General features: G+C 42.9%; 31 protein-coding genes. 25 read left to right on the top strand and 6 right to left on the bottom strand.

What is annotated here, in order from left to right:
* The first annotated feature begins 1 nt into the window (after position 1).
* The 20 genes from flgA (at position 2) to ACJJIY_RS21815 (ending at position 13,491) form a co-directional block, all read left to right on the top strand.
* On the top strand, positions 2-958 hold the full coding sequence (gene flgA / locus ACJJIY_RS21910; RefSeq protein WP_445358828.1) for a flagellar basal body P-ring formation chaperone FlgA: 957 nt from the start codon (positions 2-4) through the stop codon (positions 956-958).
* The gene (locus tag ACJJIY_RS21905; RefSeq protein WP_445358827.1) at positions 955-1,632 is read left to right on the top strand and encodes a flagellar basal body L-ring protein FlgH; all 678 of its coding nucleotides are present in this window, start codon (positions 955-957) and stop codon (positions 1,630-1,632) included. The genes flgA and ACJJIY_RS21905 overlap by 4 nt, the downstream gene beginning before the upstream one ends.
* A 21-nt stretch (positions 1,633-1,653) precedes the next feature.
* Entirely contained in the window at positions 1,654-2,802 is a 1,149-nt protein-coding gene (locus ACJJIY_RS21900) for a flagellar basal body P-ring protein FlgI (protein ID WP_444925658.1), read from the top strand.
* An 11-nt stretch (positions 2,803-2,813) separates the two neighbouring features.
* Positions 2,814-3,182 carry a hypothetical protein gene (locus ACJJIY_RS21895; RefSeq protein WP_444925657.1) on the top strand — a complete coding sequence of 123 codons (369 nt, stop codon included), beginning with the start codon at positions 2,814-2,816 and terminating at the stop codon, positions 3,180-3,182.
* Positions 3,182-3,580 (top strand): flagellar basal body rod protein FlgC, encoded by a 399-nt coding sequence (flgC, locus tag ACJJIY_RS21890; RefSeq protein WP_444925656.1) that lies wholly within the window; start codon positions 3,182-3,184, stop codon positions 3,578-3,580. Before ACJJIY_RS21895 ends, flgC begins: the two co-directional genes overlap by 1 nt.
* On the top strand, positions 3,580-3,879 hold the full coding sequence (gene fliE / locus ACJJIY_RS21885) for a flagellar hook-basal body complex protein FliE (RefSeq protein WP_444925655.1): 300 nt from the start codon (positions 3,580-3,582) through the stop codon (positions 3,877-3,879). The genes flgC and fliE overlap by 1 nt, the downstream gene beginning before the upstream one ends.
* Positions 3,880-3,891: 12 nt before the next feature.
* Complete coding sequence (gene fliF / locus ACJJIY_RS21880; protein ID WP_445358826.1) at positions 3,892-5,325, top strand: flagellar basal-body MS-ring/collar protein FliF; 1,434 nt, start codon at positions 3,892-3,894, stop codon at positions 5,323-5,325.
* Positions 5,315-5,692 carry a hypothetical protein gene (locus ACJJIY_RS21875; protein ID WP_445358825.1) on the top strand — a complete coding sequence of 126 codons (378 nt, stop codon included), beginning with the start codon at positions 5,315-5,317 and terminating at the stop codon, positions 5,690-5,692. The genes fliF and ACJJIY_RS21875 overlap by 11 nt, the downstream gene beginning before the upstream one ends.
* On the top strand, positions 5,685-6,071 hold the full coding sequence (locus ACJJIY_RS21870; protein ID WP_445358824.1) for a hypothetical protein: 387 nt from the start codon (positions 5,685-5,687) through the stop codon (positions 6,069-6,071). Before ACJJIY_RS21875 ends, ACJJIY_RS21870 begins: the two co-directional genes overlap by 8 nt.
* A gap of 7 nt (positions 6,072-6,078) precedes the next feature.
* Positions 6,079-6,477, top strand: a complete 399-nt coding sequence (locus ACJJIY_RS21865; RefSeq protein ID WP_445359682.1) for a FliH/SctL family protein — start codon at positions 6,079-6,081, stop codon at positions 6,475-6,477.
* A complete protein-coding gene (locus ACJJIY_RS21860; protein ID WP_444896408.1) occupies positions 6,477-7,796 on the top strand; it encodes a FliI/YscN family ATPase in 1,320 nt (439 codons plus the stop codon). Before ACJJIY_RS21865 ends, ACJJIY_RS21860 begins: the two co-directional genes overlap by 1 nt.
* 25 nt (positions 7,797-7,821) lie before the next feature.
* Complete coding sequence (locus ACJJIY_RS21855) at positions 7,822-8,289, top strand: hypothetical protein (protein ID WP_445358823.1); 468 nt, start codon at positions 7,822-7,824, stop codon at positions 8,287-8,289.
* A 1-nt stretch (position 8,290) separates the two neighbouring features.
* Positions 8,291-8,914, top strand: a complete 624-nt coding sequence (locus ACJJIY_RS21850) for a hypothetical protein (RefSeq protein ID WP_444896410.1) — start codon at positions 8,291-8,293, stop codon at positions 8,912-8,914.
* 3 nt (positions 8,915-8,917) lie between these two features.
* The gene (locus ACJJIY_RS21845; protein ID WP_444896411.1) at positions 8,918-9,328 is read left to right on the top strand and encodes a flagellar hook assembly protein FlgD; all 411 of its coding nucleotides are present in this window, start codon (positions 8,918-8,920) and stop codon (positions 9,326-9,328) included.
* Between the two features lie 4 nt (positions 9,329-9,332).
* Complete coding sequence (locus ACJJIY_RS21840) at positions 9,333-10,511, top strand: flagellar hook-basal body complex protein (RefSeq protein ID WP_444896412.1); 1,179 nt, start codon at positions 9,333-9,335, stop codon at positions 10,509-10,511.
* Positions 10,512-11,261, top strand: coding sequence for a FliM/FliN family flagellar motor C-terminal domain-containing protein (locus tag ACJJIY_RS21835; RefSeq protein WP_445358822.1), 750 nt, complete (start codon positions 10,512-10,514; stop codon positions 11,259-11,261). It begins immediately after the preceding gene.
* A 16-nt stretch (positions 11,262-11,277) separates the two neighbouring features.
* On the top strand, positions 11,278-11,589 hold the full coding sequence (locus tag ACJJIY_RS21830; RefSeq protein ID WP_444896414.1) for a FliM/FliN family flagellar motor switch protein: 312 nt from the start codon (positions 11,278-11,280) through the stop codon (positions 11,587-11,589).
* Positions 11,590-11,707: 118 nt separating this feature from the next.
* Positions 11,708-12,001: a hypothetical protein gene (locus ACJJIY_RS21825; RefSeq protein WP_444896415.1), complete on the top strand. Its 294-nt coding sequence runs from the start codon at positions 11,708-11,710 to the stop codon at positions 11,999-12,001.
* Positions 11,985-12,764 carry a flagellar type III secretion system pore protein FliP gene (gene fliP / locus ACJJIY_RS21820; protein WP_444896416.1) on the top strand — a complete coding sequence of 260 codons (780 nt, stop codon included), beginning with the start codon at positions 11,985-11,987 and terminating at the stop codon, positions 12,762-12,764. Before ACJJIY_RS21825 ends, fliP begins: the two co-directional genes overlap by 17 nt.
* 22 nt (positions 12,765-12,786) lie before the next feature.
* On the top strand, positions 12,787-13,491 hold the full coding sequence (locus ACJJIY_RS21815; RefSeq protein ID WP_445358821.1) for a sigma-70 family RNA polymerase sigma factor: 705 nt from the start codon (positions 12,787-12,789) through the stop codon (positions 13,489-13,491).
* A 91-nt stretch (positions 13,492-13,582) separates the two neighbouring features.
* Here the strand turns inward: ACJJIY_RS21815 and ACJJIY_RS21810 are convergent, their stop codons facing one another.
* Complete coding sequence (locus ACJJIY_RS21810; RefSeq protein ID WP_108734168.1) at positions 13,583-13,852, bottom strand: YMGG-like glycine zipper-containing protein; 270 nt, start codon at positions 13,850-13,852, stop codon at positions 13,583-13,585.
* 148 nt (positions 13,853-14,000) lie between these two features.
* Here ACJJIY_RS21810 and ACJJIY_RS21805 point away from each other — a divergent pair, with 148 nt between their 5' ends.
* Complete coding sequence (locus ACJJIY_RS21805; protein WP_282933831.1) at positions 14,001-14,210, top strand: DUF3820 family protein; 210 nt, start codon at positions 14,001-14,003, stop codon at positions 14,208-14,210.
* 368 nt (positions 14,211-14,578) lie between these two features.
* Here ACJJIY_RS21805 and ACJJIY_RS21800 read toward each other — a convergent pair whose 3' ends face one another.
* The 5 genes from ACJJIY_RS21800 to gltA all read right to left on the bottom strand — a co-directional run bounded on the left by ACJJIY_RS21800 (position 14,579) and on the right by gltA (position 21,152).
* On the bottom strand, positions 14,579-15,127 hold the full coding sequence (locus ACJJIY_RS21800) for a Tll0287-like domain-containing protein (RefSeq protein WP_282933830.1): 549 nt from the start codon (positions 15,125-15,127) through the stop codon (positions 14,579-14,581).
* Positions 15,128-15,138: 11 nt separating this feature from the next.
* A complete protein-coding gene (locus ACJJIY_RS21795) occupies positions 15,139-16,491 on the bottom strand; it encodes a cytochrome c3 family protein (protein WP_445358820.1) in 1,353 nt (450 codons plus the stop codon).
* Positions 16,492-18,519, bottom strand: coding sequence for an FAD-dependent oxidoreductase (locus ACJJIY_RS21790; RefSeq protein WP_444917966.1), 2,028 nt, complete (start codon positions 18,517-18,519; stop codon positions 16,492-16,494).
* A gap of 489 nt (positions 18,520-19,008) precedes the next feature.
* Positions 19,009-19,545, bottom strand: a complete 537-nt coding sequence (locus ACJJIY_RS21785) for a hemerythrin domain-containing protein (protein WP_413662988.1) — start codon at positions 19,543-19,545, stop codon at positions 19,009-19,011.
* 317 nt (positions 19,546-19,862) lie between these two features.
* Entirely contained in the window at positions 19,863-21,152 is a 1,290-nt protein-coding gene (gene gltA / locus ACJJIY_RS21780) for a citrate synthase (protein ID WP_413662987.1), read from the bottom strand.
* A 439-nt stretch (positions 21,153-21,591) separates the two neighbouring features.
* On the opposite strand from gltA, the gene sdhC reads away from it, so the two are divergent.
* The 4 genes from sdhC to ACJJIY_RS21760 are packed head-to-tail and all read left to right on the top strand — an operon-like array spanning position 21,592 to position 24,828.
* Complete coding sequence (gene sdhC / locus ACJJIY_RS21775) at positions 21,592-21,966, top strand: succinate dehydrogenase, cytochrome b556 subunit (RefSeq protein WP_282933825.1); 375 nt, start codon at positions 21,592-21,594, stop codon at positions 21,964-21,966.
* Positions 21,960-22,328: a succinate dehydrogenase, hydrophobic membrane anchor protein gene (sdhD, locus tag ACJJIY_RS21770; RefSeq protein WP_282933824.1), complete on the top strand. Its 369-nt coding sequence runs from the start codon at positions 21,960-21,962 to the stop codon at positions 22,326-22,328. Before sdhC ends, sdhD begins: the two co-directional genes overlap by 7 nt.
* Before the next feature lie 3 nt (positions 22,329-22,331).
* On the top strand, positions 22,332-24,104 hold the full coding sequence (sdhA, locus tag ACJJIY_RS21765) for a succinate dehydrogenase flavoprotein subunit (RefSeq protein WP_282933823.1): 1,773 nt from the start codon (positions 22,332-22,334) through the stop codon (positions 24,102-24,104).
* Positions 24,105-24,123: 19 nt separating this feature from the next.
* Positions 24,124-24,828 carry a succinate dehydrogenase iron-sulfur subunit gene (locus tag ACJJIY_RS21760; RefSeq protein ID WP_282933822.1) on the top strand — a complete coding sequence of 235 codons (705 nt, stop codon included), beginning with the start codon at positions 24,124-24,126 and terminating at the stop codon, positions 24,826-24,828.
* Positions 24,829-24,981: the final 153 nt, after the last annotated feature.

Here is a 24,981-nt window from a genome sequence, read left to right as displayed (position 1 = left end):
AGTGAGAGCTTGGACAGTTTACATACCTATTTTTATAGTTCTTTTATTTGTGCACTCTGCGCACAGTGAACAGAAATACTTAAGGTTGTATCCGTCTGCCGTACTTGGAAAAAATGGTATAGCTTTAGAAGATTTAGGGAAGACCAACACGAGTTTGCTTAAGAATCAAGTGCTATTTATTCCACAGTATCTGAAACTAAATCAGTCAATTAGTGGCTTTTGGTTAAGAAAGAGTGATATTTCCGAGCTCCTTGTACAACAATATCCCGAACATTCATTTTCGATATTGGGTCCTGACGTAATTAAAGTTAAATGCCAAATGACTGTTTTTAACGAAAAAGAACTACAGGAAAAAATAAAGAGTGTTTATAAAAAAGAGCTCTTAGAATCAAAAGAATTTTCTGTAAAGATCTTACAAAGAGCTGAAAATTTAAATGTTTGTAATTCCTTTGACAAGTACCACCTGAGTAGATCAGTCAAGGGCGAATTACGAAAGATAGAAGCAATAACAATTTCTTCTTTAGGACATCTTAAGCAGCCAAGTATCACGACAGTTTGGGTTGAAGTAGAAGATTACCGAGATGTATTAACAGCAGCAGAAAATATAGAGCAGGGAACTCACTCTTCAAGTATTAGAGTAAAAAATAGTCTGGTAGATGTCACAAAAGTTAAGGGCGTAACTATAAAAGAAGTTCCCGCGGATACACGTTTGCAAAGAAATATCGGCATTGGTCAAGTGCTTGTGAAGGATAATTTTGAATCCATACCGGACATAGAATCCGGCGACACAGTTCGAGTAATTTCAATTGTCAACCAAGTCAAGGTATTCACTACCGGAACGGCTATGTCTGATGCAAACCTGGGTGAATATGTATCAATTAAAGTTGATTATGGGCAAAGTTACTTAGAAGGAAAGGTTGAAAATAATAAAACTGTAATAATTATGGAAGAGACATGAAGTTTTTGAAGAAAATATCAATTTTGTGTGTGACTTACTTAGCGTTAATAGCTGATTTTGCAAACAGCGAATCACTGTTTAATGAGGTTACATTTGAACCTTTGATGTCCGATTATAGAAGTGTAAATATTGGAGACACCGTGACAGTGGTTGTTGTGGAGTCTTCCCTTGCAGCTTCTAGCGAAGCAAACAGCACGAGTGCAGATGCAGGATTATTTGGTGCCATTAATAGTGGTTATAACTTCAAAATTAAGAATAAAGTATTTGATGCTGAAGCAGATGTTGCTTTAGGCTATGGAGCCCATAAAGGATCAAGTAGTAATAAAGACGGTTTACTTCAAGCGGTTATTACTGCAGAAATTGTAGAAATCCTGCCTACCGGTAACTTAGTTATTGAAGGAAGACAGCACCTCGTGGTTAATGGAGAGGACCAATATATATCAATATCCGGCATTGTTAGCCCTTTATATATAGATGCAGATAATACGGTCAGTTCAAATAGAATTAGTAGAGCTAGAATAATTTACTCTGGTGAGGACCCACAGGCTATCACTGTTTGGCAAAAATTTACCCGTATTTTCTGTTGTTCTTCTGGGTCCCTTTTAGGTAGTGCAGAGGATAAATATCAAGCAAATCATCAGTTTGATAATGCCCTATATGAGAAAAGTAAGTAAGAATTTTAGAGATTTTTAGCTATGTTCAGATATAAGTATATATATCCAAGAACGTTATTATTTATATTTATAGCTTTACTATCACAACCCTTGTTTGCCTCTGTCAGGCTTAAAGAAATTGCTCGAATAGAGGGGGTTCGAGAAAATGCGTTGGTTGGTTATGGATTGATAGCTGGCTTAGCAGGTACAGGAGATACAAGGAGGTCCAGTTCTACAATACAGTCAATAACAAATACTTTAGCTAGATTTGGAATATCTGTTAATGAGGACGATATCAGCAGTCGAAATGTTGCTGCGGTTATAGTGACCGCAACGCTACCTCCATTTAATCAGCCGGGCGATACGATAGATGTCAATATATCATCTATAGGTGATTCACGGAGCTTAATTGGTGGAACACTTTTAATGACACCTCTTACTGGAGCGAATGGCGAAATTTATGCACTGGCTCAAGGGCCAATTTCAGTGGGTGGATACTCGTATGGATTAAACGGTAATGTCGTTCAAAAGAATCATCCAACGGTAGGTATTATCGCAAACGGGGCTACCGTTGAGAGGGAAGTTACCACTAGATTAGTTAAAGATGGGTACTTAAGTGTAGTTTTATCACAGCCTGATTTCACCACAGCAGATAGAGTTACGAAAGCGATACAATTAAATTTTCCAAGTTTACATACCGTAACTCGCCATGCCGGAAAAATAGATGTTTCAGTACCCGATAACAGTAATCTAGTTGAACTTTTGTCGAAGATAGAGAATATATCAATTAATCCAGATATTACGGCAAAAATTATTATAAATGAAAGAACAGGAACTGTTGTATCTGGCGGTTTTGTAACTATAGAAGCAGTATCAATATCGCATGGTAACTTGGAATTAAGTATCGCTACAGAATATACGGTTTCACAACCGAATATACTGGCTTTATCAACAAAAAATACCTCTTTTAATGGTGATAATTCTTCGCCCATATCCACAGTAGTTGCTCCAAAAACAAACTTACAAGTTCGAGAACAGGGATTGTCGGCAGTTTCATTACCTCGAGGTAGTACCGTTAATGATTTAGTTAGAGCACTGAAACAAATTAACGTTAGTACGAGGGATATGATTGCTATATTGCAAGGCATAAAAGCAGCTGGTGCACTGCATGCAAAACTTGAGATTCAATAAAGGTAAATAATATGGCAGATCTAATAGGAAGTGTAACTTCAGAGATCTTGACAAAGTCTATAAATAGAACAGTCATGGAGAATAAGTTAATCGGAAATGATATAGCAAATATTGATACAGTCGGTTATGTAGGAAAAACTACATCCAAAGGAGTACTTTATCGTGAACTAGCAGAGCTCATTGAAAATCAAAGTACCGATGAACTTGAGTGGTTGGCGACTAATTGGGAGCCAAGAAGTGAAATAAGCTCACTAGAGGTTGTAACTTTAGAGCGACAGATGACAAGATTGGCTGAGAATACTCTTTTATTTGAGTCATTAATCACCGCGAAATCAAAATTGTCAGAAATACTAAAAGCAGCAGTTAGAGAGGGGCGCTGATGAGTTTAGATAGCTTTTCAATTAATTTAAGTGGTCTAAATTACCACAGACAAAAAATCGACTCAGTAGCGAGTAACATAGCTAATGCAAATGTCGTTGCAAAGAATAAATCCGAAGCCTACAAAGCGATAGATGTTGTAGCCTATTCCTCTCCAGAAAGTATAACAAAAGGTGTAGAAAATATATCAGTTATCGAGAAGAATTTGGAAGCTGGCAAGGTTTACTCGCCCTCTCATCCATTTGCAGACGCTGATGGCTATATTTATCGGGCAAATGTAGATATTGCAGAAGAGATGGTTGAACTTATGACTTCTATCCGCTCATATCAGGCCAATATTCAAGCTTTGGAAGCTTCGAAGAAACTTATACAGCTGTCTATAGATATGGGTAAACGATAATGAGCGTAAACGAAATTGATTCAATATCCTATTTGGGATATTTAGGTCCACAAAAAATAAATAATAACGATGACAATAAGGAAAGTTTTATTGATGTTATGAGCGCTATTGTGCGAACTGCTGATGACAAATATCGTAAGGCAGAAGAGTTGTCTCTTGATCTAGCTGCGGGAAACTTAGATAACGTACATGAAGTTATTGCAAGTATAAGTAAAGCAAAGCTAAATTTTGACTTGGTTGCCCAAGTAAGAAATAAACTTCTTGAAGGGTATCAAGAAGTAATGAAAATGCAGATATAAGGGATTCATCTCATGCCTTTTGATTTTAAAAGCAACCAGATGAGAATTATTTTATTTTTCATTGTTGTTTCTGTGTTGATTGCCTTAATCTTAATTTTTCTTTTTAATAAAGGAAAACCCGCTTTAGCATACGACCTCACAAATGACGAACTTGTCAGGGTGGCTGATGAGTTAGCTAGGGAGAATATTGCTTTTGATATAGAGCGAGGTACTGGTTCAATCTATGTTGATCAAAATGATCTATCCAAGTCAAGGATGATTGTTGCTGGAAGTGGAGCGTTAGGACAGCAAAATATAGGGTTTGAAATTTTTGACAGTTCGACCTACGGCCTTACTAATTTCTCCCAACGGGTTTTTTATCAAAGAGCTCTCCAGGGTGAGTTAGAGAAATCAATTAAGACACTGGCAATCGTTCGTAGTGCTAGAGTACACCTTGTAATACCTGAATATAAGGCTTTTCGTAAAAATAGCGAAGATGCGAAAGCTTCAGTAATACTTGACTTAAAAGATGGAAATACACTAGAAGCTAAAGAAATTATAGGAATACAGTTTCTATTGTCTTCCGCAGTTCCCAATTTAAACTCAGAAAATGTAACCATTATGGATGTAATGGGGCGCCTCTTATCGGGTCAGGATGATGGGATGTTTGGGGGATCGCAATACATGGATCTGAAACTGGAAGTGGAGCGCCACTATCACGAAAAGATTTCTAGATTGTTTTCTGGAATCATGAAACCTAATAAATTTGAAATTGTAGTTGATGTTACGCTTGACAATACAAAAAGAGAAAGCACAAAGAATGGAGTCGTTCCGTTATCGGATTCTGAAGCAGGTTTGTTAATTAACAGTAAATCGGATAGAAAGTTCAGAGAAAAGAAAGCTACGCCTTCAACAATAGGGTCCCTGGATGGACAGGACGATTCTATTCTTTCAGAAAGTATTGAAAATAGTTATCAATATACAACCGAGCTGGTAAAAACCAAAGAAGTACCTGGGGCGATACAAAAAATTAGCATTTCAGTAATTCTATCTAAGGATATTGAGGACTCAATAGTAGGTAAGCTAGAAAATCTAATTATAAATAGCGCTGGACTGGACTTGAAACGTGGAGACAGAGTTTCAGTTGAGAAAATTATACCGGTCGAGATTGTGGCTCCACTGCATACAGAGATAACACAGGTTAACAATGTACATTTGCGCAATCAAGTCAAGCTTAAACAGCCTGATGTTACAGACAAAGCTTACTTCAAACTGTCTCAGGAAGAAATATTGAGATTATTACAGCAGTACTGGTTGTATATTTTGCTGATTGTAATAGTTTTTTCTGTTTGGTTTTTAAATTATAGGAAAAATAGAATATCAAAGCCTGAAAGGGAAGCGCTGTTAGAAGACATCAGATTGTTTCTGGTTGGTGATATTAAAGAGGGAAGAAAAAATGTTATGTAGTGGAGGAAAGATACTTTTACTTAAATATTTATCACTCTCCAATTTTGATAAGCTATGGATTCAGTTTAAGTTAAGCATGGAGGAGAGAAAGTTATTTGCCAGGAGTTTGAAGACTGTTGATGGCGATAATATTAAGAATATCAGTTATAAAGAAATGCAAGGATTGGTTGATGAAGTTATGAAATCAACCAATACGCATTTTTCTAAAAAAAAATATTTTGATAATAGACTCCCTGCTTGTGTTTCGAAAATTATTGTCGGTAATGGTAACGATATTGCAATTGTCGATGATGAACTTTCTAGTCACCTAAAGGTGGTTTTGGAAGAGCTCGTTCGCCAGGAATTAAAGGGGACCACTAATGCCTAAGGTAATGCGTGGATCTGCAATATCAGTATCAGGCGTATATAGGCCAACTACGGATGTGAGTAACACACTGGAGATTGAGGAGTATTCTGTTACAGAAAGAACCACTGAAAATTATCCTGATTTTACAAAAAAAATTGAAATCCTGGAAACAGAAATAGGCGAGTTAACTTCAGATATCTCTAGAAAAGAAGCAAAAATTCAGGAGTTGGAGTCTCAGCTGACTACAATAAGAATAGAGACGCAAGGAATCTTGTCGTACTGTGATAAAAATGTAGCTTTGCAACAGTCCTCAGGGTATAGAGACGGGTATCAGAAGGCACAACTAGAAGTAAACGCAGAAAAAGCTTGCGTTAGAAAAGAAGTACGGTCAAAAGGTTGAAGAAGAAATTGACTTTATTAAGAAATTATCGACTGAAATTCATTCAGATGTGGACAAGCTGTTCGTACTTCTAGCCTTTGAATCGTGCTGTAAAATTTTAGGAAGAGAATATTGCAAAAACGAAGGAATTATAGCTGTCATTAATTCAGCTTTAGATAACCTTAGAGCCTCAAACGAGGTGAGAATTTATCTTCATGAAGCAGATTATCTAAGATTGTCGGAGAATTTGGATCTTGTACGGGAGATTGCTGGAAGCCAAGTAAAGCTCATGATGAAAAATAGCCTCCCAGTAGGGGGGATTCAGGTAGAACATGATCAAGGCTTATGGGACATTGGCTTAGGGATACAGATGTCGGAGATTAATAAACTAATATCCGAAGCTATAAATAATGAGTTGAGCTACTGATGATTTGCACAGATCTCCTGATACAATCTATTCAATCGTCATTAACAATATCAAAATACGGAAAAATTGTTGGCTTCCATGGGAGCACATTTTCTGCTGTGGGATTGGATTCTTGTGTTGGGGATATTTGCTTAGTCAGCAAAGCTACTGGAGGTGAGAAAGTTCAAGCAGAAGTCATTGGTTTCGAAGATGATAGATTATTGTTGATGCCTCTAGGTTCAATTGTAGGACTTAGAGCTGGGGATAAAATAGAAAAGGGAGATAGGGTAAGCACGGTTAATTGTGGTGAGCATCTCATAGGGCGTGTGATAGATCCTTTCGGTTCTCCTTTGGATGGCCGAGGGGAGGTTAGAGGCTCGGCAATAAATATTGCTAACTTTGCTACTCCGGTAAACCCATTTTCTAGAGAGAAAACCTCTGAGATTGTGCATACGCAAGTACCAGTAATTGACTCCCTGTTGACAGTAGGATTTGGACAGAGAATAGGTATATTTTCAGGCAGCGGAGTTGGGAAAACTACATTACTGGGAGCTTTACTAAAAGGGGATAATTTTGAGATTAATGTTATAGCCCTAATAGGGGAGCGAGGTAGGGAAGTTACAGAGTTTGTTGAAGACGTTCTCGGAAGTGAAGGACTTTCAAAGTCAATTATTGTTGTTGCAACACCTGATCAATCGCCACTGGTAAGAGTTTATGCAGCAATTACTGCTTCAAAAATTGCAGAATTTTACTGCAAGCAAGGGAATAATGTTCTGCTAACTATGGACTCAATAACACGTCTAGCCATGGCGCAAAGAGAAATTGGTCTATCTCGAGGAGAGCCGCCATCATTTAAGGGATATACGCCATCCTGCTATTCAATGCTTCCCGATCTTATTGAGAGGGCTGGAAATTTTAAAGAGCGTGGATCGATAACTGCTTATTACACGGTTCTTGTGGAAGGGGATGATATGAGTGATCCAATAGCTGACTATATGCGTGGAATCTTAGACGGTCACTTCATATTGAATAGAGAAATTGCCGCACAAGGCAAGTACCCAGCCATAGACCTGCTAAATAGTGTAAGTCGTTTACTTACTGTTTTGGCCACCAAAGAAGAGCTTAATGTAATTAGAAAAATAAAGAATAGTCTTTCCTTGTTTGATGAGGCTAAAACTATGATAAAAATAGGAGCTTATAAAAAGGGTGATGAGCCGGACTTGGATAAATCAATTGTGGTAAGCTCTAAAGTTGATCAACTTTTATATTCCGGAGAGAGAAATTATCGGGATGTAATTCTAAAAGAGTTCGAGAAATTAATTCTAGAGCTATCCCTTTAGGCTTGATCTCAGTAGAGTATTGCAAGTGCTTAAAAATATAAAATATTTAAGGGAAGAAGTTCAATCACTAAGTGTTTACGCTAAGATGATTGAATATAAGATTTTTGAACTGAGTAGAACCAAAAAAGAAATTAAGCAAAAAATTCACAGTCTCTCTAATAAAATCCAGGTTGACACAGCGTCTTTAGCTGAACTTGAAGTCCAATATTTAGCTTTGTTGGAAAGTAGAGGCGCTAGCCCACACGAGATAGGAGTTCTTCATGGATACATTTCTATACTTGGAAAACGCATCAAGGTGAATAATGAAGAACTGGTGGATAAAGAGAGAAAACTAAAATCACTTAAAAATGATATTTTTGATAAAAGTATAGCTCTTGATGAACTTGGCTTTATATGCAAGGGAAAAAAAATAGCTTTAAAACTTAAAGAGGAGGCTGAATCTATTAATTATTTAAATAATATTTCGTCTCTTTCTTACATACAGGAAAAATAGCATGCACCTGTCTAAAGACTTTCCCGACTATAACGTAAGTGTAACTAGAGATTCTTCAACCCAAGGCTTTTCAGCAGAAACGTCTAGGCTAGTTGAATGGGAAAAGGCTGTTATTTCTGCATCAGATCCAAGCCGGCAACTGGACAAGGTGCCTAGGGAGGTAGGTAGTGCTTCCAATTCTGAACCAAAAAATAGTTTTCTGAATAGTGCAGTCCAAGAGAATGAGTACCAAAAATCGATCTTTACACTAGAACAGTGTTTGGTCTCCAGTCATTCAATCCAAAAGAAAAGTAACACGTTAGATAAACTTTCAGAGTCTACCGTTTTACCATCTAGGGATAGAATCAATGAATTACAATTCTTAGATGGTAAGTTAAAAGATATTATTACAAAACCCCAAAGTAGAGTTGAAAAAGCTGTCACGCAGCAATTGTTAAGGGTTTTGCCAGAGAAAAGCCTGTTAAATTTTTGTTTTAAAGGTGATTTTGTTGAACTAAGGCTTCGTAATTATTTTGCAGATCTTAACGAGCTACTTGAAGTTGTTGATAAAATTCTAGACAAGTACGGCATTAGAGTAGATAAGTATTTAATTAATGGTTCATATATTACTAAAAATAGGCGATGACTTATGGCAATTGAATCTGTAGGGCGAGTAATGGAATCTCAGGGGGCAGATCAACAGGCCTCTGTAGAACTTGATGAATTCATGGAGATATTTATCACCCAGCTAAATTACCAAGACCCGCTCGATCCGGTTGATAATAGAGAGTTTCTGACGCAGCTAGCGGAATTTTCTAACCTAGAGTTGGCGCGTGCAACAGAGGCCGGAATTACTGAATTGCTAGAAGTTAATGCAGTAAGTCAATCTTTAAGTTTGCTTGGAAAGTTAGTAGAAGTAAATGGTGAAAATGGAACTACTATTGGAAATGTTGAATCTATTCGATTCGAACAGGGGGTACCCTATATTTCATTATCAACCTCCGACGGAATCTTGATACCTGATTTATCCCTTAATGATATCCGTATTGTAAAGGAATAGTTTTATGAGTCTTTCTAATGTTGTATCAAATAGTCTTTCTGGATTTAGTGCATTTACAAAAAAATTGGATGATTTAAGCCATAACGTTGCAAATATGAACTCCGTAGGGTTTAAGAAAAAGGAGACATTCTTTCAGGAAGTTAATGACAATGGTGGGAATGGAGTACACCTCTCCAATGAGAGGGTTTCATTCTCTAATGGAGATATTTACTCAACTGGAGAGAATACTGATCTGGCCATAGAGGGAGAGGGGTTTTTTATTGTTAGGAGCGAGACTGGAACATCTTATACTAGAGCGGGTCAGTTTGTATTTGACTCCGGAGTGCTTGTGGACTCAAATACAGGTGGAGAGGTACTAAGCATTACTGATAGTGGCGAGTTAGTAAATATAGATATCTCTGATATGCAGTTTTCTTCATATGAGCCAACATCAGAAGTTAGCCTGACAGGTAATTTAAGTTCGTTGTCGGCAGATGACATAGAATTTCCATCAGAAGATGAAAGTCCAATATCAGTAGATGTTGTAGATTTTTCGGGGCGAAATCAGAAATTATCTATAACCTATACAAAGCAGTCGACCGATGATTGGTTGGCTGAGGTAACGAACGAATCCGGTGAAATTGTAGGATCGGACACATTAAAATTCACCGCTGCCGGATCTCCGGTCTCTGGATTTAATACAATAAATGTGGCACTTGAATTGGATAATGGTAAAACACAAAATATTGTGTTTTCTGCTGGCAAAGCCGGGGAATTCACAGGTCTCACTAGTTTCCCATCCCAAACAAATGCTTTACAGTTACAATCTATAGACGGTAGAAGTTTTGGAACTTTGCAGGATATTAGCTTCGATAGCTCTGGTTCTATAATACTCACCTATACAAATGGAGATATTAAAAAACCTTACTCGCTTGGACTTGCATTGTTTGTAGATAAGAGTGTATTGAGCAGTATTAATAACAGTCATTTTTATAGTGATTCAGATCCTAGCGCCATAGCATCTGCAGATGAGAAAATGGTCGGGTATATAAAGGCTCAATCTTTGGAGCGCTCAAATGTTGATGTTACTGATGAGTTTTCAGAAATTGTTATTATACAGAGAGGTTATCAAGCCTGCTCACAAGTTCTAACCATATCTAATCAGATGATTGAAGAGCTATATAATAGTGCAAAAGGTGGCTAAATGCGAGCTAACTATTTCTATACTTATTCACCGAAACAGATTCAGCGAGTAGAAAATTTCATTATAGATAAGTGTAAAGAGTGGGGGCTACGTTGGTTCAAAAAAGAAGATATTAAGCCAACCGTCAAAAACTTATCTAATCTAAGTCTTGATACGAAGGCGATAAAAACTAGGAAATATTTTGGTGGCTGCTTACATATTGAAGCATGGGAGTTACAATCAAGCCAGATTGTTGGTGCATTATTAGGTAGACAAGTTTCATTGAAAGATACTGAGCACAATATATGTATAGAGATTCTTAATAAGTTGTTTTCAGATTTAGCTTGCCAGTTTCCTAATGTAACCTTAGATAGTGAGCCTTCCTGCTTGAAGGAGAGTGTTTTTTGCTATGGCAGTGGATGGTGTGTCGTAGAGATACAAATATCTGAAGAACTTTATACTAAAATTTATTTGGGTCAAGAAATTGTATTTTCTTTGCTGGATATTGATCATAGCTCTATCTCAGATGACATTTCGATTTGCTCAATGGATTCGATTTTAAAAGATCAATCAGTCAAGTTTATTGCAAATGTGTCAAACTTGAAATTGTCCATTGAAGACCTATTGGAGATTGAGGTCGGAGATATCGTACTACTTGATAAAAAAATAGAAAGTAAAATAACTCTTAAATCTGAGAACGATGAGATTGACATTGTAGGTGAGATGTGCTCGAAAAAAACCAATAGCGCTGTGCGCCTTGCCTCTAATTAATTATTTAAGGAATATTATGACTGATAGAACTGTTGAGATCGTTGAGTTGCCAGAAGTTAAAGAATTCTCTGGAGAGAAAATATTTGAAACAATAAGTCCCCGCTTCTTTAAGGGAATCACTCTAGAGGTAAAGGTTGAATTAGGTAGTACAATCATCGCCCTTGATAGGTTAATGTCGTTGACTGTTGGTAGTGTTTTAGAATTAGACACTCCTTCTAACCAAAATGTATGCTTGAAAGTTGGAGAGGAAATTTTTGCAAAAGGTAGGCTTGTTGTAGTGGATGGGTTTTACGGTGTAGAAGTTGAGGAGAAATTTTCGATTTCGTAAAAATATTAGCGTCGACATGTTAAATTTAGTGATGCAGGTATTTTTTTCTGCTTTGTGTTTTTCTATTCTGGAATTATTCATTGATTCATGTTTTATGTGATTTTAGGTTTTTGATGCCATGAGAAGTTATCTTGCGTCTGCTCAGATTGGTTTTAAAGAGGAGTACTTTATTTGGGGTGGTGATTTAGGGCTGTACTGGTTAGTGGTACTTGTGGTTTTCGTGATTGTTGTTTTTTTTATACGTGCTAAGCAAAAAAAATCGTCGCAGGGTGTTAGTTCTAGGGTTTCTCTTAAAGAAAAGTTGCCTTTGTCTCAAACTTTAACTGTTTATTTGCTTGAAGTTGATGATGAAAATATCTTGCTTGTTTGTGGCCCTGGTGGATTGAGTATATCTAATGTCTCTAAAGCTTAAAAATAAAAATACTTTATTTGTTGTTGCTTTTTTAGTATTTATTTTTAATTTTCCATTAAATGGTTACTCTCAATCATTACTTCCAAATATTGCTGCTGAGCAACTTTCCCTAGCTGATGAGAATTCCACTGGAGTTGGTTTGTCAGCACCTTTTCAAATTTTACTAACTCTTACACTGTTAAGTGTTGCGCCTGCATTGCTGATGCTAATGACGGCTTTCACCCGGATAGTTATAGTTTTGTCTATGCTTCGCCAGGCATTGGCTATGCCTAGTACTCCCCCTAATAGTGTATTAATTAGTTTTGCATTTTTGCTGACCATATTCGTAATGACTCCGGTTTTTGAGAAAGTTAATGAGGATGCGATACAGCCATACCTTAATAAAGATCTTAGTTTTGAGGCGGCATTAGTAGGTGCACAGCCGCCACTAAAAGAATTCATGGTCGAACAAACTCGCGAGAAGGATATATCTCTTGTATATGAGATGTCTGGTAAGAGTGTGCCAGAGAGTATTGATGAAGTAGGGCTCTTCACACTTGTCCCTGCATTTCTAATTAGCGAATTACAATCTGCATTTTTAATAGGGTTTATGATTTTTCTGCCATTTTTAATGATAGATTTAATTGTAGCAAGCGTTTTAATGTCTATGGGAATGATCATGTTGCCACCAACTACAGTATCATTGCCCATTAAAGTGCTTGTTTTTGTGTTGATCGATGGATGGTCTCTATTGGCGTATTCGCTGCTTGGAAGTTTTTCTTAGAATTTAAATTTTCATTAAAAGTATGGAAGAAGATCTTACAGAGAAGTGGGTTTCTCTAGAAACATCAGGGTTAATGTCTGCACGAAATTATTTATTCGAATATTATCGAAGTTATAGCCATACTATTGCAGGCTTGATTTATAGGAAGTGTCAACATCTGGGGGTAGATTTACAAGATCTACTACAGCTAGCTGAGCTGGGCCTATTGGATGCGATAAGCAAATATGATAGGAAGAAAAAAGTATTTTTTAAAACGTATGCTTCTTTCAGAATAAAAGGCAGCGTTATGAATGGTGTAAGCTCCTACTCCGAAAGAGCAAGCTTACATAGCTACTTCTCAGGAGAAAATATGATGGAATTTAACATCGATTTTTCCACAAGAAGCAGCGACAGTCTGTTTGACTCAATTGTAGGTGCGACTTTAGACTTTGGCTACTCCTACCTTTTAGAGTCAAGTTGGCTCAATGGCGAAACCTCATTATCGGATTTCCCTTATGATTCATTGGAGGGACAAGCATTCTTTCAGCAAATATTGGATTACATAGAAAAACTACCAACAATTAACCAGAATCTAATTAGGATGAGGTATATTGAGGACAAGAGTTATTCGGATATAGCTAAAGCAATGAAGCTTAGTAAATCTAGAGTGGCGCAACTTCATAGTGATCTTCTAGCATCGATTAGAGAGCATGTTAACAAGCAAACGTGTTGGAACAAGGTTATTTAAATTTCCACCAATATTATATCGATTCTAGTGACACAGGTGTGACTTATGTCTTCACCTGTGTCTTTCCTTTATGCTGGCCCCGTAAATTGATTTAGTAACGATAGTAACGGCCTCGGTAGCGATAGTAGTCTCTACGTTTTCTCTCCCTATCATAAAGGTAGCCTGCACCGGCACCAATAACCGCACCTGCGGCAGTGCCACCGGGGCGCCCGCCACTGATCAAGGCACCTGTTACTGCGCCTATACCGACACCGGTGCCGATTCGGCGGTCGGTATCACTCATATTGGCGCAGCCCGTACCTCCAAGGCTTGCAGTCAATACTGCGGCCAAGCTGAGATATTTGATAGCTTTGATACGCATAGACACCTCTGTTACTGGAAGGTTGAGGTATAAAGAATCGGCGCAGGCCGACTATTTCGGAGCCAGTGTAGAGTCCGCATGCACTGGCAACAAATCCAAATTGGGAGTTTCATTCCCTTTTTTTGTCGATATTTAGGTGGTTGTTAAGGTGTTCGAAAAACAAGACTTGGTAGAACTGGCTCGACTCAAAATGCCATTTGGAAAATACTCGGGCCGGGTTTTAATAGATTTGCCTGAGGAGTACCTGCTTTGGTTCGCAAAAAAGGGGTTTCCAGAGGGGCGTCTAGGACAGTTAATGGCATTAGCCTTGGAGATAAAAGTAGAGGGATTGCAGGGGCTTATTGATCCTCTGCGCTGACCTTTTAGCAGGTTTTCCCAGTATTGCAATCACCTTGGTCGGTTTGCTCTGCGGGACTTTGACATTAATATAGTAGTGCCTAGGTGTGCTTTGCGGAGCGAAGCCCAAGAAAAAGCGGGCCGTAATGGAGACTGGACTGACCCGGAAATAGGCCCACAGCGGGTAACCACTGGTCTGAATGATTTCAGCGAGGTAGTAGCGGGAGTAGAGCCAGTCAGCTTAAAAGAGGGAGCGGTCGAAACGAATTCGGCCGCCACTCTTTTAAATTATTCTAAACTTAGTTCTCACCGACTAATATTCGTCGGCAATATTTTGTGAGAGAGTTGCCCGACTCGAAAGTCGGACGCAGCTATCTACTAACTAACTGATCAGAGTGGGATTCGGATAACAACACCACCCATAGTGTGGCCCAGCTCAAAGTCAGTGCGCGGGCTGTCTACGTGATCGTTGTGACAGCTCACACAAGCAGGTGAAACACCTACATCCGCATATACTGCAGTGAAGTACTCGGTATCACCTAGTTTTTCGCGGCCGTAAAAGTTTTTCCCTGGGTTGTCGATTACGTACTGCAAGCCCTCTTTTTCCATCTCAGTGCGCGGTTTGTTTTGCTTGTTGATTGGCCACAGGGAGAGCAGGGCATAGTTAAAGCCAGACTCATTTTCGGCAACACGCTCAGCTCCCATACGCATCATCTGCGCGGGGAGTGGTAGCAATTTCTTATCTTGCCAATGCTCATCAGCGTCAAGGATTTTTTCCTCGTTCTGCAGGCGGTTTACAACCTTGTTGGTGTAGTTGGCCCTGTCTGCCTCGATAACGGCAAAGATGGCATCCGCCATTCGCTCCGGAGCAACTCCCTGGTTTTTCTCACAGCCGGTGAGCAGTGCCAGTCCAGCGATAATACAAGCGGCAATACGCATATTTTCCCCTCCTATTGGGATTGATTTTGCATGTTTTTGCTTTTGGTAATCCTTGCAATACGCTCGCGGATCAGCTCGAATGTTTCATGCTTCTCTACGGGTTTATGCTTGAAATTATTGTTAATCAGAGTTTTGTCAGCCAGGGCAGCAAGGGAGAATTCGGCTCCATGACAGCTCAGGCAAACGGGCATCATTTTTTCATTGGGGCGAAGGTTATGATTTTGATTATGGTTAACTACAACCTGTTCGCCATGGGTTTCCCGTGGTAAATGGCAGCTGGCACAGCTTACGCCACCCTCTGGGTTTGAATTCCAGGTATCGAAGTGAGGGGACTCTTTGTAAGAGAGACTGTGCTCATCACTGTGGCAACCCAGGCAAGCCTCTACAGCGGCAAATTGCAGATTTACTTCATGGGGCCCGTGACAACTGACACAGCTCAATTCATCCGTTGCGCTGGTATTCATGGGAAGGCGGGCCTGTTGCGGGGAGATGGCGCCGACCTGCTGGATAAAGCCTTCTTCCAGCTTGTTGGACATGCGCATTCCATGTTTTCCTTGAGTGAAGGATTCTTTTTGATCGCTGTGGCAACTAGCACATTGCTCGACAATCTCAACGCTACTGAATTGCATTTGCCCATCGACGTGACAGCTGCTGCAGTTCACCTCTGTTTGTGCGTGAATACTCTGTGCCCAGACCGTTGCGATTTCTGCAGTCTGGCTAGAGCTGCTAATGTCTGCTTCGCTAACTTTTAAAGGGGCTTTATCTGAATGCTCATTTAGCCAGGACTGAACTGCTGTACGAGCGGGAAGCTTTGCAGTTTCCAATAGATCAGGTTGATCAACATGGGCGATAAGGAAGTCTTCATAGAGGGAGCCATTATCGTGATAGTTGTGGCAGCCCGCACTTGCGCAGGTTTCAAATCCCAGGTCTTTGTGACTACTGCGCTCTTCGGCAATATCGCTGTGGCAGTGAAAGCAAAAGTCGCCCGCCAGGGTTACTCCCATCTCTCCGGTGATTTGTGGTTTGTGCTCAGTGTGACAACTTACACATAGCCGGGCGTCAAGAGTCTCCAGAAGTACAGCATTGCGCGGATCTAAAAATTTCTGCCGGGGGTGTGAGTCGTCTACAAGCTCCAGTTCTTCCGCATGGCAATTCAGGCAAGCTTGCTGAACAGCATCCTCACCGGCAAAGCCATCGGTATGGCAGGAAGTACAAGCCAGCTCAATTTGATGGTGACCGTGCGTGGCATCTCCACTGATAAATAGAGATTTATCGTCAACGTTAAGGTTGTATGCCACCGCAGAGCCGATAGCCAGCGTTAGCAATACACCGTAATGCCAGAATTTAAATTGATATGATTTCATCTAGAAGTAATAAACCGCAAAAATATGGTAGGCGAGAAGGACCGGTAAGGCCCAGAGCAGGGCATAGTGAACTCGGGACCACCATTTTCGGTGTTCGCGAAGTTTCAGGTCAGTCCAGTGGTGGTTGCGCGCCATAAAAACGCCGACGAGAGAACCAGTTGCGGTTGCAGTTAGAAATACCAGCATCAATGCCAAATTCAGGTTTTCACCAAGGCGGAAGCCTGAATGTACAGCGAGAGCAAGTAGAGCGATTAAACCTGTAACGCTGTGTGCATAGCGCCAGTGATCGACATGCCCAAGGCTAAGTTTATTCCAACGTTTCCTGATACTGAGAGCGGCAGTAAACAAGCACATAGCGAGAATGGTATAGCCCGTAACCTGCTTCCAAAAATTGTCGTACCAGAGCTTTTCCCAAAAAAGTGCAGTCTGTACTGAGGGGGAAACTGGAGCTGGCGGCATCAGGAAAGCCAGGGCTATCAGGATTAATGACAGAACAGAAGTTATCAATATCCCCTTGGAGTGCCGCATTACCAAGTTGGGAGCTGGCACATCCAGAAGCTCAGCCATTAGTGGGCGGCAACTACCACAAACAGATCCGGCTGTTGTCGCTTGTTGCAGCTCATTTAAATTGCGCTTCCCAGCGGAAATAGCCTTGCATAATTCCCCTTTGGTGACAGAGTTACACTGGCAGACTAGATAACTATCGGGAAAATCTTTAATGCTATTGCCGCTTTTTTTGGCAAACACTCGCCCTTCGCTTTCAAAGTCTTTCAGTGTGCGCAGAGAGATTTTTTGCTCCTGTGCTACGGTCTGGCGCAATTCATTGGCTTCATCCCAGCTGCCAATATAAATGGCCCCAACGATGTATTCACCTTTGATAAATAAGCGTCTATAGATCCCCTTAAAACGATTGCGATAGACATGGCTCTCAACGCCCTCTTGCTGATTGAGGTTTTCCGGGGTTACCTCTCCCATTATTCCGCAGGGAATATGGGCAATTTTCAGCTGAATATCGGTATAAGTGCCGGAGTAGGGCTGCGAGAGAGATTTACCGCTATGGTTGCGACGAATATGTGAGCAGCAGCTTTCAGCTTGTTCGTAGCCCGGTCGGACCAATTGGTAGACTTTCTTGTCAAACTCAGCGCACTCGCCTACGGCGTAAATATCCGGGTCGGAAGTTTGCATCCATTCATTGACTACGATTCCGCGTTTAGTTGAAAGTCCGCTCTGTTCGGCCAGGCTAATTTCCGGCTTAATCCCAGTGCACAACACGATAGCGTCGACGGGAATTTTTTCGCCACTTTCAAAAGTGAGTAGGCGCTTGCTATCGCTCTCTTCAATGGATGTTAGGGAGTCCGAAATTTTTAACTCTACACCCAGTGCAGTGAGTGCGGACTTTAGGAACTCCTCTCCTTCTTCACCCAGGAGCCCGCTGAGCAAGTGTCCTCTGGATTGTAAAGTGATGTTGTTTTTAGGTGTTTTTAACGCGGTTGCAGCTTCAAGGCCCAGAGCACCAGCACCGATAACACAGATGTCTGCATTCTGCTCCCTTAACTCCAGTAAATCATTGGTGTTACGCAGACTTCGAAAAGGGTAAACACCAGGTAGATCCGCACCCGGAATCTTCGGAATAATAGGATTTGATCCAGTCGCTATTATTAGCTTGGAATAAGGTTGTATATTCCCTGCAGCATCGGTGACTGTTTTTTTGGAGCGATCAATAGAGACTATTTTACGGTCAATATATTCTGCTAGGCGGTGGTCACTTTGACTGAGAATAGGGTTATCAAGCTCCTCCAACTCTACATGGCTTGATAGATATTGAGAAAGTTTAACCCGGTTGTAGGGAGACTCTGTTTCTGCTCCATAGATAACAATTTGAGCTTCATCACAGAACTCTAATAATTTTTGTGCACAACGCACACCCACCGGACCAGTACCGATAATTACATAAATTGGGTAACTGTTATCATTAGTATGGATGCCGCTTGGTAATTGCTCGACAAGTGTGTCGTCTAGCTCAGTCATACCTCCCCCCGACTGCTTTGATTTTCTATTAGTCTTTGTATTTTTAATTTGTCTGCCAGATGGCCTGCTATTTTTCTTAGACTAATATCCCACTCTTTGGTGTTTTTTTGAATTCTAATCCCTATATGTTTAAACAAAATTAAATAAACGTCTAGTACCGATTAGAATATGACGATAGAGAATTGGGTGTAAAGTAAGGTCAGGTCGGAAAATAAGGCTGGATTTAACTGATGCGCACAGTTTTTTTGGGGAGCTAAATGTATCTTGCCCAAATTCGGTGCTTAAATTTAATTTGGCTGTGAAAAATTGGCGGGGTAAGGGGAGTGCTTTCCAGTTACTTTGTGACCGCTGAGCGGCCAAAAAATATGCGGCCCCGTCCTTGTGGGCTGCGGACTGTAAAATAGTATGCCTATTGTAAAGATTTGTTTCTTATCGGCATTCCTAGGTTAAATATCTCACTACTCCTGATAAAAAAACTAAACGTTGCTTTTAGGAGGGTTGGTAAAGGACGTAGAGTTCTTTTTCTTCTAGGGCAGTACGGCGAGTTAGCGCTTCACCGATTTTCTGATAATCCATTTTGAAGTCGCGAACCATTTCAGGAGTGAAGGCTTCGTGGTTATAGCGCTTGCAAAATTGCACAACAGCATTTGCAATTTCATTCATATCGGTGCGGAAATCTTTAACTACTTGCAGTGTGTGGGCATCGCCAGCCAGTGCTTGCTCCAGGTATACGTAAAAACGTACATTTTCTTTGATTAGATGGGCCTGGAAGCCAGATTTAAATTGGGTCAGTAGCTGCGACAGCTGGCGGTAGTTCTGCTTCTCATAACCCTCTGACCACATGCGCTGAAAAATACTGATCAGGGTGCGGTGATCGTCTTCAAGGGCTTTAATTAGAGTGGGATCGTAAGAGATTGTGCGGGCACCTTTAGCTCCTGCATAAGAGCTGCGAGTATATTTTTCCTCAAGGTCCGCCGCGTCTTCTGTTTTGTTACTTCGGAACATTCCAGAAATAAAACTAAGCATGAATTTAGTCTCAGTAAATTTAAAGGTTTGTTATTAGGTCTGATAGCGCCGCGAAGTTGGGGGTAACTTAAAGAAAGCAAAGCTATTTGGGTCCCGGCGGGCGTGGCGGATTTTACATTGGATGACAGTTGGTTTAACTGTTATGGAAGGGGCGAGTAAAGCAAAATTTTCAAAGTGGGACTTGTGTCACATTTTAGGCCTTTGCTTTTTAATTTTTATCGAAATGCAGTTGATTATTGCCGGTAGAATCAAAATAAATTTAAATATCTAATTAATAAAAAAACCCGGCATAGCCGGGTTTTTTTAATTGCTTGAGCTTAGCGTTGCTCGAGCGGTACATAATCGCGCTGCGGGTAGCCGGTATACAGCTGGCGAGGACGACCAATTTTGTACGGATTGGAAATCATTTCATTCCAGTGTGCAATCCAGCCTGAAGTACGGCCGGTGGCGAAAATTACGGTGAACATATCGGTGGGGATACCGATAGCCTTCATAATAATGCCGGAGTAGAAATCTACGTTCGGGTAGAGTTTCTTCTCTACGAAGTAATCGTCCTCAAGGGCGATTTTCTCCAGCTTCTTGGCGATCTTCAGCAGAGGATCATTTTCTGCACCCATGGCGCCCAAAACTTCATCACAGATGCCCTGCATTACGCGGGAGCGAGGATCGAAGTTCTTGTAGACGCGGTGACCAAAACCCATCAGGCGGAAGGGGTCATTCTTATCTTTGGCGCGCTTCACGAATTCGTCGATACGGCTTTCGTCGCCAATTTCCTGCAGCATGTTCAATACCGCTTCGTTGGCACCGCCGTGAGCGGGTCCCCACAAAGTGGCAATGCCGGAAGAAATACAGGCGAACGGATTGGCACCAGAAGAGCCAGCCAGGCGAACAGTGGAGGTGGACGCATTCTGCTCGTGGTCTGCGTGCAGCAGGAAGATGATGTCCATTGCCTTGGCGACAACCGGGTCTATCTTGCTGGGCTCGCAGGGGTTGCCAAACATCATGTGCAGGAAGTTCTCGGAATAGCTGCGGCTATTGTCCGGGTACATGAAGGGCATGCCCTGGGAGTGCTTGTAGCACATCGCTGCCAGGGTTGGCATCTTGGCAATCAGGCGGTGGGCGGAAATCTCGCGGTGCTCCGGATTGGTGATATCCAGGGAGTCGTGATAGAAGGAAGCGAGGGCACCGACTACGCCACACATCATCGCCATTGGGTGGGCATCGTAACGGAAGCCTTTAAAGAAGCTCACCAGGGATTCGTGAACCATGGTGTGAGACATAATGGTGTCTACATACTTCTTCTTTTCTTCTGCGTTGGGCAGTTCGCCATTCATCAGCAGGTAGCAGGTTTCCAGGTAGTCGGATTTTTCTGCCAGTTGCTCGATGGGGTAGCCGCGGTGCAGCAGTTGGCCCTTGCCGCCATCAATAAAGGTGATCTTGGAATCACATGAGGCGGTAGATACGAAGCCCGGGTCGTAAGTAAATAAGCCTTTACTGGTCAGACCGCCGACATCAATAACATCGGGGCCGAGGGTGCCGGAGCGAACTGGCATCTCAAGGGCGCCGTCGATACCATCGACTGTGAGGTGCGCTTTTTTATCGGACATTGCGGACTCCTAAAAATGTTCTTATGCCGGCCTTTTCCCGCTGTTTTCGGGAGCTAGCGGCCTTTTGAGCGGGGCCAAACTTAAGTGCCGCGCCGCAAATTGTCAAACCAAAAGGAATGGACGACCAGTCTATTGGCGACAGGATATCCGGTTCCGCTCCATACTCGTAGAGTATTTGTCTAGATAATGCACAGGAAAGTCTGAGGAAATCCCGCGATTCCCGATTTACTGCGTGATACTGGTGGGAACCCGGCGTAATCGCAGGCGTTCGTTGTGTTTTGACTAGTGAATGCCTATAATCCGCGCGGCTTGCGCCATGGTACGGCTACTTTGTATAAGGCTTCATCAGGTCGAGTGCAAAGTAATCAGCAAGCAGCTCGTCCCTCCATTGAAAAGCTAACGGGCGCCCGGTCGTTCAGGGCAACAAGGTGTTTTTCCTGTGAACAAAAACAGACCTGTCAATTTAGACATTTCCACTATAAAGCTTCCCGCTACCGCTGTGGTTTCCATTTTGCATCGTATTTCCGGTGTAGTGCTCTTCGTTGTTGTTGCACTACTACTGTGGATGCTCGATGTCAGTTTGGAATCCGAGCAGGGATTCGCCGAAATTGCAGCGGTATTTAACAGTATCCCTGCCAAGCTCATTCTCTGGGCATCGCTGGCGGCACTTATTTACCACATCCTGGCAGGTGTTCGTCATCTGTTTATGGATATGGGAGTAGGTGAAAGTCTCGAAGGCGGCCGTCGCAGCGCTGTGTCAGTGCTGGTGCTGGCTGTAATCCTTATTCTTCTGGCGGGAGTATGGTTGTGGTAAAAACAGTAACAAGCTTTGGCCGTAGCGGTACTTTCGATTGGCTCTACCAGAGAGTCACTGCGGTAATATTGCTCGCCTATACCCTCTTTATAGTGGGTTTTATCTTTTTTAGTAAAGACTTCGGCTACCAAGCCTGGTCCGAACTGTTCGCCCAGCGCTGGATGCGTGTTTTCAGCCTGGTTGCCTTGCTGTCCACCATTATTCACGCCTGGATTGGCCTCTGGTCCGTGGTAACTGACTACATCACCAACCGGATGATGGGCGGTAAAGCCACTGTTCTGCGCTTGTTCGTAGAAGTGATTCTGGCTGCCGTTGCCGTGTTGTACGCGGTGTGGGGCATTGAAATTCTTTGGGGTGTATAAGCAATGGCGAACATGCGTACTATTTCATTTGACGGGATTGTAATTGGTGGAGGCGGTGCCGGTATGCGCGCTGCCCTGCAGATGGCCCAGTCCGGCTATAAAACTGCGGTTATTACCAAGGTATTCCCGACTCGTTCTCACACAGTATCTGCCCAGGGTGGCATTACCTGTGCAATTGCCAGTTCAGATCCCAACGACGATTGGCGCTGGCATATGTACGATACCGTTAAGGGTTCCGACTATATCGGTGACCAGGACGCTATTGAATATATGTGTTCCGTAGGTCCGGAAGCGGTATTTGAGCTGGAGCACATGGGCCTGCCTTTCTCCCGTACTGAGGAAGGTCGTATTTATCAGCGCCCCTTCGGCGGTCAGTCTAAAGATTTCGGCCGCGGTGGCCAGGCTGCACGTACTTGTGCTGCTGCTGACCGTACCGGCCATGCACTGCTACACACCCTCTATCAAAACAACGTTAAGCACAAAACCGAATTCCTGAATGAATGGTTTGCGATTGACCTGGTGAAGAACCAGGACGGTGCTGTTGTGGGTGTGATCGCCATGTGCATCGAAGATGGCGAAGTGGTTTATATCAAATCCAAAGCGACTGTATTCGCTACCGGCGGTGCCGGTCGTATCTTCGCTTCCACCACCAACGCGCACATCAATACCGGTGACGGTGTCGGTATGGCTCTGCGTGCCGGTATGCCGGTCCAGGATATTGAGATGTGGCAGTTCCACCCCACTGGTATTTACGGTGCCGGTGTACTCGTGACCGAAGGTTGTCGCGGTGAGGGTGGCTACCTGATCAATAAAGATGGTGAGCGTTTTATGGAGCGCTATGCGCCCAATGCCAAAGATCTCGCTTCCCGCGACGTTGTGGCTCGCTCTATGGTTCTCGAGATTCTCGACGGCCGCGGCTGTGGTCCGGAAGGCGATCACGTATTCCTGAAGCTTGATCACCTGGGTGAAGAGCTGCTCAACAGCCGTCTGCCCGGTATCTGTGAGCTGTCCAAGACCTTCGCCCACGCCGACCCAGTTAAGGTGCCGATCCCGGTAGTACCTACCTGTCACTATATGATGGGTGGTATTCCCACCAACGTTCACGGTCAGGCTCTGACCCAGGACGCTGCGGGTAACGATCAGATTGTTGATGGCTTCTACGCCTGTGGCGAAGTTGCCTGTGTGTCCGTACACGGAGCCAACCGTCTGGGTGGTAACTCCCTGCTGGATCTGGTGGTATTCGGTCGCGCTTCCGGCCTGTTTATTGAGAAGTCCCTGCGCGAAGGTATCGAGCACCGCGAAGCTTCCGAGTCTGATCTCGAAGCCGCTATGGCTCGCCTGAATCACCTGGAAACCAATGAGAAGGGTGAGAAGGCTGCCGACCTGCGCAAAGAGCTGCAGGGCGTGATGCAGAACCACTTCGGCGTATTCCGTCGCGGCGACTTTATGGCCGAAGGTGTGAAGAAGCTTGCAGATCTGCGCGAGCGTATTGAAAATGTGCGCCTCGAAGACAAGAGCCGTGCGTTTAACACCGCCCGTGTTGAAGCGCTGGAGCTGCAAAACTTACTGGAAGTTGCCGAGGCCACTGCAGTTGCTGCAGAGACCCGCACTGAGAGCCGCGGTGCTCACGCCCGTGAGGACTTCCAGGAGCGCGATGATGAAAACTGGCTGTGCCACTCTATGTATTTCCCCACGGAAAAACGTGTTGGCAAGCGTGCAGTAAACTTCGCGCCTAACACTATGGAAGCCTTTGAACCGAAAGCTCGGACTTACTGATTCGGGAGCGGAATAGAGTATGTTGAAAGTAAGCATTTACCGTTACAACCCGGAAACCGACAAAGCGCCTTATATGCAGGACTATGAACTGGACACCAAGGGCAAGGACCTGATGGTGTTGGACGTTCTGGAACTGCTGAAAGCCGAAGATCAGACCTTGTCTTTCCGTCGTTCCTGCCGTGAGGGCGTTTGTGGCTCTGACGGTATGAACATTTCCGGTCGCAATGGTCTGGCGTGCACTACGCCACTGTCTGAAGCTGCCCCCAAGGGTAAACTGGTTCTGCGTCCGCTGCCGGGCCTGCCTGTTATCCGCGACTTGGTTGTGGATATGGAGCAGTTCTACGAGCAGTACAAGAAGATTGAACCGTACCTGCAAAACGATACCCCGGCTCCGGCCATCGAGCGTCTGCAGTCTCCGGAAGATCGCGAAAAGCTTGACGGTCTGTACGAGTGTATCCTGTGCGCCTGCTGTTCCACTTCCTGTCCGTCTTTCTGGTGGAATCCGGACAAGTTTATCGGCCCAGCTGGTTTGTTGCAGGCTTACCGCTTCCTGGCAGATAGCCGCGACCTGGCTACTGATGAGCGCCTGTCAAATCTGGATGACCCCTTCAGCGTATTCCGTTGTCACGGTATTCAAAACTGTGTCAATGTTTGCCCGAAAGGACTGAATCCGACGCGCGCGATCGGCCATATCCGCAATATGCTGCTGACCCGCGCCGTGTAGGGGATGCTGCGGCCGGTTATCGGCCCGCTGGGGTTCGCGCTCTGCGAACCCGGTGCCAGGTAGGGTGCCAAGCAAACGACAAAAAGCCGGTTCTAACCGGTAAAAAACTGAAAAGGGGAGGTGGCTTTGTGCGCCTCCCCTTTTGTGAGTGAA

This window comes from Microbulbifer maximicatervae (SeqCode) (assembly GCF_052468155.1).
Note: the sequence above shows the minus strand (reverse complement) of the source record. Positions and strands in the feature narration are given on the sequence as shown.

Coding starts and splice junctions, on each gene's coding strand:
- ACJJIY_RS21810 (WP_108734168.1), bottom strand. CDS start 13,852: ATGCGTATCAAAGCTATCAAATATCTCAGCTTGGCCGCAGTATTGACT.
- ACJJIY_RS21825 (WP_444896415.1), top strand. CDS start 11,708: ATGAGAAGTTATCTTGCGTCTGCTCAGATTGGTTTTAAAGAGGAGTAC.
- ACJJIY_RS21835 (WP_445358822.1), top strand. CDS start 10,512: ATGCGAGCTAACTATTTCTATACTTATTCACCGAAACAGATTCAGCGA.
- ACJJIY_RS21875 (WP_445358825.1), top strand. CDS start 5,315: ATGTTATGTAGTGGAGGAAAGATACTTTTACTTAAATATTTATCACTC.
- ACJJIY_RS21830 (WP_444896414.1), top strand. CDS start 11,278: ATGACTGATAGAACTGTTGAGATCGTTGAGTTGCCAGAAGTTAAAGAA.
- ACJJIY_RS21845 (WP_444896411.1), top strand. CDS start 8,918: ATGGCAATTGAATCTGTAGGGCGAGTAATGGAATCTCAGGGGGCAGAT.
- ACJJIY_RS21785 (WP_413662988.1), bottom strand. CDS start 19,545: ATGCTTAGTTTTATTTCTGGAATGTTCCGAAGTAACAAAACAGAAGAC.
- ACJJIY_RS21850 (WP_444896410.1), top strand. CDS start 8,291: ATGCACCTGTCTAAAGACTTTCCCGACTATAACGTAAGTGTAACTAGA.
- ACJJIY_RS21840 (WP_444896412.1), top strand. CDS start 9,333: ATGAGTCTTTCTAATGTTGTATCAAATAGTCTTTCTGGATTTAGTGCA.
- flgC (WP_444925656.1), top strand. CDS start 3,182: ATGAGTTTAGATAGCTTTTCAATTAATTTAAGTGGTCTAAATTACCAC.
- ACJJIY_RS21900 (WP_444925658.1), top strand. CDS start 1,654: ATGTTCAGATATAAGTATATATATCCAAGAACGTTATTATTTATATTT.
- ACJJIY_RS21895 (WP_444925657.1), top strand. CDS start 2,814: ATGGCAGATCTAATAGGAAGTGTAACTTCAGAGATCTTGACAAAGTCT.
- fliP (WP_444896416.1), top strand. CDS start 11,985: ATGTCTCTAAAGCTTAAAAATAAAAATACTTTATTTGTTGTTGCTTTT.
- ACJJIY_RS21795 (WP_445358820.1), bottom strand. CDS start 16,491: ATGAAATCATATCAATTTAAATTCTGGCATTACGGTGTATTGCTAACG.
- fliF (WP_445358826.1), top strand. CDS start 3,892: ATGCCTTTTGATTTTAAAAGCAACCAGATGAGAATTATTTTATTTTTC.
- ACJJIY_RS21790 (WP_444917966.1), bottom strand. CDS start 18,519: ATGACTGAGCTAGACGACACACTTGTCGAGCAATTACCAAGCGGCATC.
- ACJJIY_RS21905 (WP_445358827.1), top strand. CDS start 955: ATGAAGTTTTTGAAGAAAATATCAATTTTGTGTGTGACTTACTTAGCG.
- ACJJIY_RS21760 (WP_282933822.1), top strand. CDS start 24,124: ATGTTGAAAGTAAGCATTTACCGTTACAACCCGGAAACCGACAAAGCG.
- ACJJIY_RS21860 (WP_444896408.1), top strand. CDS start 6,477: ATGATTTGCACAGATCTCCTGATACAATCTATTCAATCGTCATTAACA.
- fliE (WP_444925655.1), top strand. CDS start 3,580: ATGAGCGTAAACGAAATTGATTCAATATCCTATTTGGGATATTTAGGT.
- sdhA (WP_282933823.1), top strand. CDS start 22,332: ATGGCGAACATGCGTACTATTTCATTTGACGGGATTGTAATTGGTGGA.
- ACJJIY_RS21800 (WP_282933830.1), bottom strand. CDS start 15,127: ATGCGTATTGCCGCTTGTATTATCGCTGGACTGGCACTGCTCACCGGC.
- ACJJIY_RS21870 (WP_445358824.1), top strand. CDS start 5,685: ATGCCTAAGGTAATGCGTGGATCTGCAATATCAGTATCAGGCGTATAT.
- gltA (WP_413662987.1), bottom strand. CDS start 21,152: ATGTCCGATAAAAAAGCGCACCTCACAGTCGATGGTATCGACGGCGCC.
- ACJJIY_RS21815 (WP_445358821.1), top strand. CDS start 12,787: ATGGAAGAAGATCTTACAGAGAAGTGGGTTTCTCTAGAAACATCAGGG.